Below are 13,311 nucleotides of genomic sequence, written 5' to 3'. Positions count from 1 at the left end.
TAGGGAGAGCAGAATGAGCGAAGAAAAGAGCCGTTTCGTCGTTTCGGCCGATTGGCTGCAGGCGGAACTGGGCAAGCCGGACTTGCGAATTCTGGACGCGTCCTTCTATCTGCCGGCACAGAAGCGCGATGCCGACGCAGAATACGCCGCCGGCCATATACCGGGCGCCGTCCGCTTCGATCAGGACAAGATCGCGGATCACTCCGTGCCACTGCCGCATACCATTCCGTCGCCGGAGCTTTTCGCAGGCGACGTTGGAAAACTCGGAATCGGCGAGAATGACCGTATCGTCGTCTATGATGGGATCGGGATGTTCGCATCGCCGCGAGTCTGGTGGCTGTTTCGCGTTATGGGCGCGCAAAATGTCTATGTACTCGACGGCGGCCTGGATGGATGGAAATCAGAAGGCCGTCCGCTTGAGACAAATGCGACGCAATACGAGCCGAAGATTTTCAAGCCGGCCTATGATGCCTCGAGAGTCGTCACTCTGGACACAATGCGAGACATCGTTGCCAACGGTGCCCTGCAGATAGCCGATGCCAGAAGCGCCGGCCGGTTCGCTGCGATCGAGCCCGAGCCCCGCGCTGGCATGCGTTCGGGTCATATGCCCGGCGCACGCAACCTGCCGTCGGGCGTTTTCGCCAGCCAGGGCCGCTTCAAGTCGCTGCCGGAACTCAAGCGGACAATCGAGGACGCGGGCATCGATCTGTCGAAGCCGGTCGTCACCTCCTGCGGCTCCGGCATCACCGCGGCGATTATTACGCTCGCGCTCGAATCGCTCGGCCACAGCGACAATAAACTCTACGACGGCTCATGGAGCGAATGGGGTGGGCGCGACGACACGCCTGTCGTCACTGGCCCGCCAGAACCGGTCAAAGCCTGACACGATGGTGAAGGGCCCTTCTTCGCTAAAAACCCACATCACGCGCCTGGAAATGACGGCACCGCCGAAGGCAAGCCTGCCGATGCCGATCAATATTCAGACAGCGATCATGCGGACCCCAGATATTCCGCTGCCCTTCTACCGCTATCTGTATCGCCAGGTCGGCGCCCGATGGCAGTGGGTGGATCGTTTGCGGATGACCGACGAGGATCTGGCCAAGACGCTGCACGACAAGCGCAACAATATCAGCGTGCTCTACGTCAACGGAGCGCCCGCGGGTTTCTATGAATATTTCCTCGAGGACGAGGACACCATCGAGCTCAGCCACTTCGGTCTGATCGAGCACGCCCTCGGCCTCGGAATCGGAAAGTGGTTCTTGCTGCAGGCGCTCTATGCGATCTGGACGGTCAATCCGAAGCGGGTGACGACGACCACCAACAATCTCGATCATCCGCGGGCCCTCCAGCTCTACCAGATGTTCGGTTTTTCTCCGGTCTCGACCGGTTTGGGCATTGTCCGACCGCTCAGCGACAAGGAATTGCTGGAGCTGGGTAAAAAGGGCTGGTGACCAGGCCGACAGAGTTCGACTGACGGCGTTTCGCAGGAATCGGGTGGCTTGTATCACGGTAAAGGCGCATCTGATGGCGATCAGCAAGGAGATCTGCCATGACCGACATCCACTTTTCCGCCATGCCCACCGCCGACGCGCAGAACCTTTGGAACGGTGGTACCGATGCCTACGGCTTCTTGCCCGAGACGATGGTCTCCGACGGTCCCGGCCACCCCTGCCGTCATTGCCTGAAGAATATAGACGCGGGCGAGGAACTGCTGGTTTTCGCCTACAGGCCGTTTCCCGAGCTTCAACCCTATGCGGAAACCGGCCCTGTTTTTCTCCATAAGGAGCTCTGTGAGCGCTACGCCGCCGAAGAGGTGCTACCGCCGGTACTTACCAGCCCCGATTTCATTGTGCGCGGCTACAATGCCGAAAATCGCATCGTCTACGGCACCGGGGCAGTGACTCTGACGCCAGATATCCGCTCCTATGCCGCCGAACTTCTCGAGCGGCCGGAAATCGCCTACGTGCATGTGCGCTCGGCTCGCAACAACTGCTATCAGTGCCGCATCGACAGATAACGGAAAAAGGGCTGGTCGCACGAGAATGCGACCAGCCCAAACTCACCTAACGTGATGCAGCTTACGCTACGTTCAATACGCTTTCCGGTGCGTAGGCTTCATAGCCCAGTGCCTCGGCCACCGGCTTGTTTGTGACGCGGCCTTTATGGATGTTGAGGCCATTGCGCAGGTGGCGATCCTCCGCAATCGCGCGCAGTCCGCGGTCAGCCAGCGCCAGGCCGTAAACGAGCGTCGCATTGTTCAAGGCGTGCGCCGAGGTGACCGGCACTGCGCCGGGCATATTGGCCACGCAATAATGCACGACATCGTCAACCACGTAGGTCGGCTCCGAATGGGTCGTTGCATGCGACGTCTCGAAGCAGCCGCCCTGATCGATGGCAACGTCGACGATGACAGATCCCTTCTTCATGGCCGACAGCATTTCGCGAGTGACAAGCTTCGGTGCAGCAGCGCCCGGAATGAGGACGGCGCCGATGACGAGGTCTGCCGAGAACACTTCTTCTTCCAATGCCTGAATGCTGGAATAACGGGTATGAACACGACCGCCGAAGATATCGTCAAGCTGGCGCAAGCGCGGCAAAGACTTGTCGAGGATACTGACATCCGCACCGAGGCCCGCGGCCATTCGTGCAGCGTGCAAGCCGACGACGCCGCCGCCGATGACCGTAACCTTCGCCGGCAAAACGCCGGGGACGCCACCAAGGAGGATCCCAAGGCCGCCATTGGCCTTCTGCAGTGCTGTCGCACCCGCCTGGATCGACAGACGTCCGGCGACTTCGGACATCGGAGCCAGGAGTGGCAGACCGCCGCGATCGTCCGTTACGGTCTCGTAGGCAACGGCGGTAACGCCCGAGGCAAGGAGGCCCTTGGTTTGTTCCGGATCCGGCGCGAGGTGTAGATAGGTATAGAGAATCTGGCCATCGCGAAGTTGCGCCCACTCGGAGGGCTGCGGCTCCTTGACCTTTACGATCATGTCGCACTTTTCGAAGATGTCCTTGGCTGAGGCGGCAATCTTTGCGCCAGCGGCCATGTAGGCGGCATCGTCGGCCCCAATGCCGGCGCCTGCCTTGGTTTCAACCCAGACCTCGTGGCCGTGGGCGACATATTCACGAACAGATGCAGGTGTCAGGCCGACACGATATTCATGGTTCTTGATTTCCTTCGGGCAACCGACACGCATAAGCGTTCCTCTCACGTTATATCCGCTTGGCGGAGTGTTTTTGACGGGCAAATCCAACCACCACAGACGTGAAATGTCCTTGCAAAGAAGGTTTGCACTGATGCTGATTTTCGAAGAATATTGCGAATTCGCGCAAATAATCGAAAGTTCTTCGAATGTCCGAACTCGACGCCATTGATCTTGCGATTCTGAAGTCTCTTCAATCCAATGCCCGCATGACCAATGCCGACCTCGCGGCGAAGGTTGGATTATCGGCATCGGCCTGTTCCCGCCGGCTTGATATCCTGGAGAAGAGCAGCGTCATCAGCGGCTATCACGCGCACGTAACGCCCAAGGCGCTCGACTACAAGATGATAGCGATCGTGCACATCTCGCTATCCGGCCAGTTTGCCAAGACACTCTCCGAATTCGAGGCAGCGGTGAAACGCTGTCCGAACGTCTTGGTCTGTTACCTGATGTCGGGCGAATACGACTACATTCTCCGCGTCGCCGCTCGTGACCTCGAAGACTACGAGCGTATTCATCGCGACTGGCTGTCGGCGCTTCCGCACGTCGTGAAGATCAATTCGAGCTTCGCCCTGCGGGAAGTTATCGATAGGCCAAATGTCGGGCTTTGAGGCTTTGACAGCAAGGCAAAATCGGCAGACAGTCCGCACCGAAGCTACGGTTTCGCTATCTCCCGCTTGATCCCCCGCAGTAAGACGTACGCATGAAATCCAAGACCCAAGGCTATATGTTCGTCCTGCTGGCGATCACCATTTTCTCGTTGCAGGACGGCATCTCGAAGCATCTCGCATCCGCCTACCCGCCTGTGTTCGTCACCATGATCCGCTATTGGGCATTTGCCGCCTTCACCATTGCGCTCGCGGCAAAGATGAGGGGTGGCCTGAAGGAGACGGCCAAGACGAAGAGACCGCTACTACAGGTGATCAGAGGCATTCTGCTGGCCGCTCAGGTCGTCGTCGTCATCAACTGCTTTGCCTTGATCGGCCTAGCGCATTCGCAGGCGATCTTCTCGGCCACTCCAATTCTGATCGCTCTGCTCTCGATGCCCATTCTTGGCGAGCGCGTCGGCTGGCGCCGCTGGACGGCAATCGCGGCAGGCCTGGTCGGCGTGCTGTTTATTCTGAAGCCGGAAGGCGAATTCTTCGACGTCAAGCTCCTGCTTGCCGTCTTCTCCTGCTTCCTGTTCGCCTTCTATGTCATAGCCACACGCCTCGTCAGTCGGGACGACTCGGCGATGACGAGTTTCTTCTATACGGGCGTCGTCGGCGGTATCGCCATGACGCTCGTCGGCCCTTTCTACTGGACATGGATGTCGGGTTGGGACTGGGGATGGATGGCGCTTGTCTGTATGACGAGCATATCGAGCCACTACTTCCTGATCCGCGCCTATGACATGCTCGATGCTGCCGCGGTGCAACCGCTGACATATTTGCAGCTTGTCTATGCGTCGATCATCGGCGTCGTGATCTACAACGAGAAGCTGAGCCTCACCATGATTATCGGCTCTTTCATTGTCGTTGCAGCAGGCATTTTCACCGTATGGCGGGAACATGTTGTTGCCCGTCGGTCACGTTTGCAACCACCGTCCTCGCAATTTTAGATCGAGCTGTTAAAGTATTCTCAACGGTCGCCCCGTAGAATTCACCTGTATGTTTCTTGTGGAGCGTAGCATGCAGAACAATCTGAATATTATCACTCGCAAGGCCGAGCGGAAGTCTTGCCGCATATTCGGCAAGGTCCGCTATCTTACGAAAGAAGTGGATGCGCGCATCCTGGATATGTCGACAAGCGGTATGGCCGTCGAAATCCGCTCGCCCATTCATGCCTCCTCCGGCAGCCGCATACAGATCCTTGCCGACGATCTCGGAACGCTGCACGGCATCATCCGCTGGAGCCACAACGGCCGCCTCGGAATTCAGTTCGATCCGAACTCGAATGCCCGCGCGCAGGTCGCGTCCTATTTCCGCTTCTTCCACAAGGAAGTGAAACCGGTCCTGAAGCGATAATTGCCCTGTCATTTTCAGGGTTTACTCCTTCGCAAATCATCCTAGTCTCGCCTGCGGGGCGGGCGTCGCGTGATTTTCGAAGGAGTTTTCATGTCATCCATTCTGGATCTGCCGCCAATGACCCGCCGCTCGTTGCTTGGCGGTCTTGCTGCCACGTCAGCACTCATATTGCTTCACCCCTTCAGCGCCCGTGCGGCCGCCAATCAGGCGCATCTTCGCCTGATGGAAACAACCGACATTCACGTCAATGTCTTTCCCTACGACTACTATGCTGACAAGCCGAACGACACGATGGGCTTGGCGCGCACTGCGACGATCATCGACACTATCCGGGCGGAAGCTGCCAACTCACTGCTGATCGACAATGGTGACGTCCTGCAGGGCAACCCGATGGGCGACTACATGGCCTATCAAAGAGGGATGAAAGATGGCGACGTGCATCCCGTCATCAAGGCGATGAACACGCTCGGCTACACCGTAGGCACGCTCGGTAACCACGAATTCAACTACGGCCTCGATTTCATGTTCAAGGTCCTGAACGGGGCAAATTTTCCGTTCGTTTGCGCAAACCTGACCAAAGGCAAGCTTGCCTCCGATCCGACCAAGGATGAACTGTTTTTCAAGCCCTATCTCATCGTCGAGAAGGCGATCAGGGACGGCGCGGGCAACGAGAGCCCGGTCAAGGTCGGCTTCATCGGCTTCGTGCCGCCGCAGATCATGCTGTGGGATATCAAAAACCTTGAAGGCAGAGCGCAGACGCGCGACATCGTCGAGGCAGCCAAAGCGTGGGTACCGGTCATGAGGCAGGAAGGCGCCGACATCGTGATCGCGCTTTCGCATTCCGGCATCGACGGTACAGCCCCGTCGGAGAAAATGGAAAATGCATCGCTGCACCTTGCCGCGGTCGATGGGATCGACGCGATCTTCACAGGGCATCAGCATCTGGTTTTCCCCGGCCCGAAAACCTGGGACGGCATTCAGAACGCGGATCCCGCAAAGGGCACGTTGCATGGCAAGCCCGCCGTCATGGCCGGTTTCTGGGGATCGCATCTTGGCCTTATCGATCTCTTGCTGGAAAAGGATGGCAAGGGCTGGCGGATCGTCGACTTCACCTCGGAAGCACGGCCGATCTACCATCGCGACGACAAGAAGAAAGTCGTCGCCGACGTGGCCGACAAGACGGACGTGATCGAGGCCGCGAAGGCTGAGCACGAAGCCACCCTCGCCTATGTGCGCACCCCGGTCGGCAAGACGTCGGCGCCGCTCTATTCCTATTTCGCCCTCGTCGCCGACGACCCGTCTGTCCAGATCGTTAGCCAGGCCCAGACCTGGTACATCAAGCAGATGCTAGATGACACGGAATACAAGGATCTGCCGGTGCTCTCGGCTGCAGCGCCGTTCAAGGCCGGCGGTCGAGGGGGCGCGGACTACTATACCGACGTACCCGCCGGCGATATCGCGATCAAGAACGTCGCCGACCTCTACCTTTACCCCAACACGGTTCAGGCGGTCGTCATTACCGGCGAGCAGGTGAAGAACTGGCTGGAAATGTCAGCCGCCATGTTCAACGAGGTAAAGCCGGGATCGCAGGACGCCGAGCTGCTGAACAACGCCTTCCCGTCCTATAACTTCGATGTGATCGACGGCGTCGTCTACCAGATCGACCTGTCGCAGCCGCGCAGGTTCGATGATGATGGCAAACTGATCAATGCCGATGCGAACCGAATCCAGAATCTCCAATTCGGCGGCAAGCCGATTGATCTCACCCAGAAATTCGTCGTCGTCACCAACAACTACCGCGCCGGTGGTGGCGGCAAGTTTCCGGAAATCGCCGCAGACAAGGTCGTCTTCCAAGCGCCGGACACAAACCGTGACGTCATCGTCCGCTTCGTGCACGAGGAGGGTACGATCAATCCATCGGCCGACGGCAACTGGACCTTCAAACCGCTCCCAGGGACGACGGCAGTCTTCCAGAGCGGTCCAAAGGCCAAGCAATACCTCGCGGACGTCAAGAGTGTGAAGATCGAGGATGCCGGGGAAGGCACCGACGGCTTCGCCAAGTTCCGGCTGATCCTCTAGAGATTGTGATCGGTGGCGAGGCGCTGATGCCTCGCCTACTCCGCCGCGACAGAGAGGTCGCGCGCGGCATATTCCGCCATCTGAGCGGTGAAGTCGGCTTGACTGGGGCATTGCGAAAGCCTGGACCGAAACGCGTCGATCATCCAGGTCGCCGCCGGCCCGGGTGGCGTCGAGATTCGCCGCATCGCGTAGATCGGGTACTCACCCTGCTCATAGGCCTGCAGATCAAGGTGAACCAGCGCTCCACTTCTCAGTTCATCGCGGATGAGCGACGCCGGCAAACCACCCCAGCCGAGACCACCCCGGATCAGCGAGTGCTTGGTCGCGATATCGCTGACGCGCCACGTCTTATACGAGAGCACATTGAAATCGCGGCCCTTCGTCAGTCCCGACGCGTCTGTCACGACAAGTTGGGTCTCTTCGCGCACGTCGGCGAGCGTCAGCGGCCGGCCGATCCGCGCCAAGGGATGAGTGCTCGATACCACAGGCATCATGAAGGAATGACCGATGCGCTCGGTCGCAAGCAAGTCATGCTGTTGGAGGATCGCCCCCCCTATCCCGACAGTCGCCTTGCCGTTCGAAACCAGATCCATCACGACGCCCAGTTCACCGACAGCCAGATTGAGAGCCACGGATGGAAACTCGTCACGGAACTCGCGCAGGACTTCGACCACCGCCTGCGACGGCACCATGACGCTGATGGCCACCGAAACCTCGGCCTCCAGCCCTTCCTTCAGCCCCTTCACACGGGCGCGCATCACCTCTAGGTCGGCAACGAGGCGCCGCGCATCTTCGAGAAGCGCCTTGCCGGCCTCCGTCAGTTTCGGTTGCCGCGCGCCCGAACGCTCGAAAAGCGGCACCTCAAGTTGCGCCTCAAGGTTGGCAATGGTGTAGCTGATGACCGATTGTGCGCGATTGAGCGTGCGTGAAGCGGCCGAAAAGCTGCCCGTTTCCGCAACGGTGAGGAACACTTGCAACTGGTCCAGTGTGGGGTTTGGAAGCATCTTCCATCCAATCTATCGATGATTTCGATCGACATTATCACAGTTTTTTCGATAATCGGCCACCCCTATTTTCTGTCTCGAACCACCGGCTCGACGCTCCCTAGACGAGCCGCAGACCCCAATTCGAGAGGAAATTCAATCATGTCGTCCATTCTGCTCCTGACTTCCAGCCCGCGTGTTGACTCGCTTTCCACCACCATCGCAGCTGACCTTGTCGAAAAGATCAAGGCTCAGCAGCCGGGCAGTGTCGTCGTCCGTCGCGACCTCGCCTCCAACCCGCTGCCGCACATCGACGATCTCTTCACCGCAGCCATCCGCAAGCCGGCCGATGACCGCACCGCCGCCGAAGCGGCAGCTGTGAAGACGTCGGACGAACTCGTCGCCGAACTGCTTGCAGCTGATACGATCGTCATCGGTACCGGCCTCATCAACTTCAACATCTATTCGTCGCTGAAGACCTGGATCGACAACGTCGCCCGCGCCGGCCTGACCTTCAAGTACACCGAAAGCGGCCCGGTTGGCCTTGCCACCGGCAAGAAGGTCTACGTCGTCCTTGCCTCCGGCGGTGTCTACTCGCAGGGTCCGGCGGCCGGCATGAACCATGCTGTTCCGTACCTGAAGTCGGTCCTCGGCTTCCTCGGCATCGCCGACATCGAGACGATCTATGTCGAAGGCCTCGCATTTGGTGCGGAAGCTGCCGAGAAGGCAATTGGCGCCGCCAAGGCCCGCGCCGAGGAAATAGCCCTCGCCGCCTAATCGGGGTCGAGACTGCCATCGAAACGGCCGGTTCTAGCCGGCCGTTTTCATTTGGCGCCGAGCTCGTTCACAAAAGCCCTGGCGGTATCGAGTATCTCACCGGCCAGGGTTTCGTCGTTCGCTATCCGTGCAAGCCCGAGTGCGCCGGTCATGAGGCAGGACAGGATGATCGCCTTGCGGCGCCCCTCCGCTTCGTCCGCCGCCTTTATGCGTGCCTGCATATTGCGCAAGTTCGTCTGCATCTGATCGGTTGCCAGTGACCGACACCTCTCGCCGCCGCGCGCTATGTCAGCGGTGAGAGCGGCGAACGGGCATCCTCCAGCCGTATCGTCCCGATGCTCGCGGCTCAGATAGCTCGCCGCATATTCCTCAAGTGGAATGTCTGCCGGAGCCCGGCCCTCTGACCGCACCTTCTCGGTCCAGGCACCAAAAGCAGATTGCATAGCCTCTGCCACCAGCTCGTCACGCGAGGCAAAATGCTTGTAGAAGCCGCCGACCGTGAGCCCCGCTTCCTTCATCAGGTCCGCGACGCCGACGCCTTCCAGCCCCTTCTCTCGCAACCGCTTCGAGGCGATCTCGACGATCCTCTCATGCGTCTTGCGCTTGTCCATCTGTGAGTGACCCATGAAAATCCATCCTGAAACCAGTTGACATATAAAGATTACGATCATAATCCTTCTAGATATCAATCGTAATCCAGATCGGGTATTTTTCCAAGAGGAGTCATCCAATGCGCCTAAAGAACAAGGTCGCCCTCATCACCGGCGGAAACAGCGGCATCGGTCTTGCGACCGCCAAGGTCTTCCTCGACGAGGGGGCCAAGGTCGTGATCACAGGCCGCAACGCCGAGACTCTCGCCGCTGCCGAAAACGCTCTGGGCGGCAACGTGCTCACGCTGAAGCTCGATGTCACAGACGTCGCGGCCACGGAGCGCGCTTTTGCGGAAGCCGCCGAAAAGGTCGGCAAGTTCGATGTCCTCTTTGCAAATGCTGGCATCGCCGGCGCGACGCCGCTCGGCACTACGTCGCTCGAGCAGTTCAATGCCATCATCAATACCAACCTGACCGCAGTGTTCTTTACGGTCCAGTCGGCGCTGCCACATCTCAACGACGGCGGTTCTGTCATTCTCAATGGATCGGTGCATGCCGTACTGGGCGCGCCCGGCTGGTCAGCCTATGCTGCCACCAAAGGTGCGGTGCGTGCCATGACCCGCAATATGGCCTCAGAGCTTGCGCCACGCGGCATCCGCGTCAATCAGGTGACGCCTGGCGGCACCAAGACGCCGATTTGGCAACCGCTGGCATCCACGGCCGACGCGATGTCCGGGCTCGAAGCTCGACTGGGCGGCATGAGCCTTCTCGGACGGATGAGCGAAGCGGAGGAAATCGCCAAGGCCGTGCTCTATTTCGCTTCAAGCGACTCGTCCAACGTGACGGGAATCGAGATCGTCGTTGACGGCGGTGCCACGAGCGCACCTTCGGGCGCCAAGATGTTTCGTGCAGGGTGATCGCCAGTTTCCCATGTCGTTGGTATCGGACTTTCTCGCGCCGATACCGACGGCGAACACCGCGGATACTGGGACTATTGAGTTGGGCGGAATGCGATTCGCCAGGTACCAAAACCCTGCGTAGACGCGGATTGGACCCGAAGAAGCGGATCAGACCTGCCGAACTTTTGCGCCATCGCTGAATAGCGACGGGCCATTCTGATCGATGATCTGCTGCGCCTTGCGCACCGTGCACTCGATCGCGTCATCCGACGAGCCGAACATGTCAGCACGGATGAAGTTGCGAACGAGAACCTCTCCACCGACGGCCTTCTCAATGCGTCCCGCAAGGCGATACTGACCGCCCTCCTTCTGGGGTTCCGCGTAGATCGTGCAGTCCCCATAGAGCTGAGGCTCGGACGAGGCGCCTGCCGGGGCATCAGTCGATTTGCCGCCGCCTGAAAACATTGAGAAAATGCTGGAGAAGATCGAAGCCATGTTTCGCCTTACCATGCCGGCCCGTGCCGGAAAAGCTAAATGATGAGGTTTGCGAGGATCTCGTTTTCGGTGATGTCCTCGAAGCCGATGGCAGCCTTTTCGAAGTTTGCGATCAGCTGCGCGAAATTCTCCGGCGCCTTGGTTTCGATGCCGATCAGCACCGAGCCGAAATTGCGAGCCGTCTTCTTCAGATATTCGAACCTGGCGATATCGTCGTCCGGGCCAAGCAGGTTCAGGAAGTCACGCAACGCCCCCGGACGCTGCGGCATCCGCAAGATGAAGTACTTCTTCAAGCCGGCATAGCGCATGGCGCGCTCCTTCACATCCGGAAGGCGTTCGAAATCGAAGTTGCCGCCGGATACGACGGCGATGACCGTCTTGCCTCTCAAGGCATTCGGGTCCATCGCCGCAATCGCGGTCAGCGACAACGCGCCTGCCGGTTCGAGCACGACGCCTTCCACATTGAGCATCTCGCCAATGGTCACGCAGATGGCGTTTTCCGGCATCAGCATGACCTGTTCGGCCGGGAAAGCTTCCAAGGCTGCGAAGTTCAGGTCACCGATCCGCGCCACGGCGGCGCCATCGACGAAATTGTCAACTTTGGTGAGCGTCACCAAGTGCCCTGCCTCTATGCTTCTCTTCAGGCTCGGTGCCCCTGCCGGCTCCGTGAAGATGAAGCCGGACTTAGGCAGAATGCCGTCGAGGTAGCCGGTGATGCCTGCAGCGAGACCACCGCCGCCGACCGGCATGACAATGATGTCAGGTACCGTCCCGTCAGGGAGTTGCTGGAGGATTTCCGCGGCAACCGTTGCCTGGCCCTCGATGATGTCTGGGTGATCGAAAGGCGGCACCATGACGCCGTCGATCGCCTCGACGTGGTCGCGCGCGGCCTGGTAGCATTGATCGAAAAAATCGCCTGTCAGCTTGATGGTGATGAACTCCGCCCCGAATATGCGGGTCTTGTCGATCTTCTGCTGCGGCGTCGTCACCGGCATGAAAACAACGCCGGGCACGCCAAAATGCCGGCAGACGAAGGCAAAGCCCTGAGCATGATTGCCGGCCGAGGCGCATACGAAGGTCCTGTTGCCGGCACCCTCCGCGATCGCCTTGCGGAAGAAATTGAACGCCCCGCGAATCTTGTAGGAGCGTACCGGCGACAGATCTTCGCGCTTTAGCCAGATATCGGCGCCATAACGCGCCGACAGATGTTCGTTCAGCTGCAGTGGCGTTGCTGGAAAGAGGCTACGCATCGCCGTCTCGGCGCTCTCGACATCCTGTCTGGTCACGGTCATTCGTCTATTCCTGTTGCCGTTCCGCTATCGCACAAGCGGACTGTGGGAAAAAGCCCATATCGGCCGATATTGTTTACTCAGCCGCTCATCTTTTCGAGCAACCCTGAAGGCGATGCAATAACGCAATTGTGCGCTACCAATTCACCCGAGATGAGGCTACATCGCCGCAATGATCTCAAGTAAATTTGCACGACCGATTGCCTGGCTGCTTCTCGTGGCGATTATTTTCGTCACGCTGTCGCCGATCGCGCTGCGGCCACATACGGTGACCTCGGTCAATCTCGACCGCGCTTTGGCCTACTCGCTCGTTGGTTTCATGTTCGCGATTGCCTATCCTCGGCAGTGGATAGCAGTTGCCTTTCTCCTGGTTGCCGGCGCCTTGGCGATTGAATATCTGCAATATCTGTCTCCAACGCGCCACGCCCGTCTGCACGATGCTGCCGTGAAGATACTCGGCGCATCCGTCGGCGTTTCGATCGGTTGCCTATTGAACAAGATCCGCATCATCAAGTCGGCAGCAAGCCCTTCGCGACCGTGACACAACCTAGTGCTCTTGACTGAATCGCATCAGTCGTTGAAGGAGGAGCCTGCGCGAGCGTGGCGAAACTGGTAGACGCAAGGGACTTAAAATCCCTCGACTTCGGTCATACGGGTTCGATCCCCGTCGCTCGCACCATATTGAAATCATTTGATCGACTTTGTTGTCCTTCGCAGCGCCCTTTTTGCTTAGGGGCGCTCAGGGATACCAAATGCGTAGAAGCGTCATCGGTCCGTTCGGCTTGGGGCGCTTTCCACGATCCAACCGCCATGATGGCATCTGCATGCCGCTGCGTCTCCCTTCTTGCCCCGCTATTCCTCTCTGAATGCCTTCATCATTTGGTCGGTGAATGGCTTGAGGAGGTATGAGAGGGCGGTTCGCTCGGCGGTCTGGACGAAGACCTCGACGGGCATTCCGGGGATGAGCTTGTTGTCCTTGAGGAGGTTCTG

The 13,311-nt window shown here is 59.0% G+C and carries 15 protein-coding genes, 1 tRNA gene and 1 pseudogene; 11 read left to right on the top strand and 6 right to left on the bottom strand.

All coding sequences use genetic code 11. From position 1 onward, the window contains the following. Positions 1-13 precede the first annotated feature (13 nt). From sseA to FHX16_RS18575, 3 genes are all read left to right on the top strand, one after another. A complete protein-coding gene (gene sseA / locus FHX16_RS18585) occupies positions 14-883 on the top strand; it encodes a 3-mercaptopyruvate sulfurtransferase (RefSeq protein ID WP_259129637.1) in 870 nt (289 codons plus the stop codon). Between the two features lie 4 nt (positions 884-887). Beyond that, entirely contained in the window at positions 888-1,451 is a 564-nt protein-coding gene (locus tag FHX16_RS18580; RefSeq protein ID WP_183864220.1) for a GNAT family N-acetyltransferase, read from the top strand. Positions 1,452-1,549: 98 nt separating this feature from the next. After that, positions 1,550-2,017, top strand: coding sequence for a DUF1203 domain-containing protein (locus FHX16_RS18575; RefSeq protein WP_183864119.1), 468 nt, complete (start codon positions 1,550-1,552; stop codon positions 2,015-2,017). Between the two features lie 61 nt (positions 2,018-2,078). Here the strand turns inward: FHX16_RS18575 and ald are convergent, their stop codons facing one another. Further along, on the bottom strand, positions 2,079-3,197 hold the full coding sequence (gene ald, locus FHX16_RS18570; RefSeq protein ID WP_183864219.1) for an alanine dehydrogenase: 1,119 nt from the start codon (positions 3,195-3,197) through the stop codon (positions 2,079-2,081). A 155-nt stretch (positions 3,198-3,352) separates the two neighbouring features. Here ald and FHX16_RS18565 point away from each other — a divergent pair, with 155 nt between their 5' ends. From FHX16_RS18565 to FHX16_RS18550, 4 genes are all read left to right on the top strand, one after another. Beyond that, entirely contained in the window at positions 3,353-3,814 is a 462-nt protein-coding gene (locus FHX16_RS18565) for an Lrp/AsnC family transcriptional regulator (protein WP_183864118.1), read from the top strand. 92 nt (positions 3,815-3,906) lie between these two features. Further along, the gene (locus FHX16_RS18560; protein WP_183864117.1) at positions 3,907-4,803 is read left to right on the top strand and encodes a DMT family transporter; all 897 of its coding nucleotides are present in this window, start codon (positions 3,907-3,909) and stop codon (positions 4,801-4,803) included. Between the two features lie 70 nt (positions 4,804-4,873). Continuing rightward, the gene (locus FHX16_RS18555) at positions 4,874-5,209 is read left to right on the top strand and encodes a PilZ domain-containing protein (RefSeq protein ID WP_183757016.1); all 336 of its coding nucleotides are present in this window, start codon (positions 4,874-4,876) and stop codon (positions 5,207-5,209) included. Positions 5,210-5,299: 90 nt separating this feature from the next. Next, entirely contained in the window at positions 5,300-7,288 is a 1,989-nt protein-coding gene (locus FHX16_RS18550) for a bifunctional 2',3'-cyclic-nucleotide 2'-phosphodiesterase/3'-nucleotidase (RefSeq protein WP_183864116.1), read from the top strand. Between the two features lie 35 nt (positions 7,289-7,323). Here FHX16_RS18550 and FHX16_RS18545 read toward each other — a convergent pair whose 3' ends face one another. Then, on the bottom strand, positions 7,324-8,292 hold the full coding sequence (locus FHX16_RS18545; RefSeq protein WP_183864115.1) for a LysR family transcriptional regulator: 969 nt from the start codon (positions 8,290-8,292) through the stop codon (positions 7,324-7,326). Positions 8,293-8,433: 141 nt separating this feature from the next. Between FHX16_RS18545 and FHX16_RS18540 the strand changes: the two genes are divergently transcribed. Further along, positions 8,434-9,048 (top strand): FMN-dependent NADH-azoreductase, encoded by a 615-nt coding sequence (locus tag FHX16_RS18540; RefSeq protein ID WP_183864114.1) that lies wholly within the window; start codon positions 8,434-8,436, stop codon positions 9,046-9,048. Between the two features lie 47 nt (positions 9,049-9,095). On the opposite strand, the gene FHX16_RS18535 is transcribed toward FHX16_RS18540, so the two are convergent. Then, a complete protein-coding gene (locus FHX16_RS18535) occupies positions 9,096-9,674 on the bottom strand; it encodes a TetR/AcrR family transcriptional regulator (protein WP_183864113.1) in 579 nt (192 codons plus the stop codon). 104 nt (positions 9,675-9,778) lie between these two features. Here FHX16_RS18535 and FHX16_RS18530 point away from each other — a divergent pair, with 104 nt between their 5' ends. Beyond that, positions 9,779-10,555 carry an SDR family NAD(P)-dependent oxidoreductase gene (locus FHX16_RS18530; protein ID WP_183864112.1) on the top strand — a complete coding sequence of 259 codons (777 nt, stop codon included), beginning with the start codon at positions 9,779-9,781 and terminating at the stop codon, positions 10,553-10,555. A 150-nt stretch (positions 10,556-10,705) separates the two neighbouring features. On the opposite strand, the gene FHX16_RS18525 is transcribed toward FHX16_RS18530, so the two are convergent. Continuing rightward, entirely contained in the window at positions 10,706-11,032 is a 327-nt protein-coding gene (locus FHX16_RS18525; RefSeq protein WP_183864111.1) for an HlyU family transcriptional regulator, read from the bottom strand. A gap of 35 nt (positions 11,033-11,067) precedes the next feature. Beyond that, a complete protein-coding gene (gene ilvA / locus FHX16_RS18520) occupies positions 11,068-12,318 on the bottom strand; it encodes a threonine ammonia-lyase (RefSeq protein WP_183864218.1) in 1,251 nt (416 codons plus the stop codon). A 175-nt stretch (positions 12,319-12,493) separates the two neighbouring features. Here ilvA and FHX16_RS18515 point away from each other — a divergent pair, with 175 nt between their 5' ends. Then, complete coding sequence (locus tag FHX16_RS18515) at positions 12,494-12,862, top strand: VanZ family protein (protein ID WP_183864110.1); 369 nt, start codon at positions 12,494-12,496, stop codon at positions 12,860-12,862. 53 nt (positions 12,863-12,915) lie between these two features. Next, positions 12,916-13,000: transfer RNA gene (locus FHX16_RS18510), tRNA-Leu, on the top strand. Between the two features lie 173 nt (positions 13,001-13,173). Here the strand turns inward: FHX16_RS18510 and FHX16_RS18505 are convergent. After that, positions 13,174-13,311, bottom strand: a pseudogene (locus FHX16_RS18505) (HlyD family type I secretion periplasmic adaptor subunit); the annotation flags it as partial.

Source organism: Rhizobium sp. BK661, assembly GCF_024808825.1.
Lineage (GTDB): Bacteria > Pseudomonadota > Alphaproteobacteria > Rhizobiales > Rhizobiaceae > Rhizobium.
This window is presented reverse-complemented; position numbering and strand designations above follow the sequence as displayed.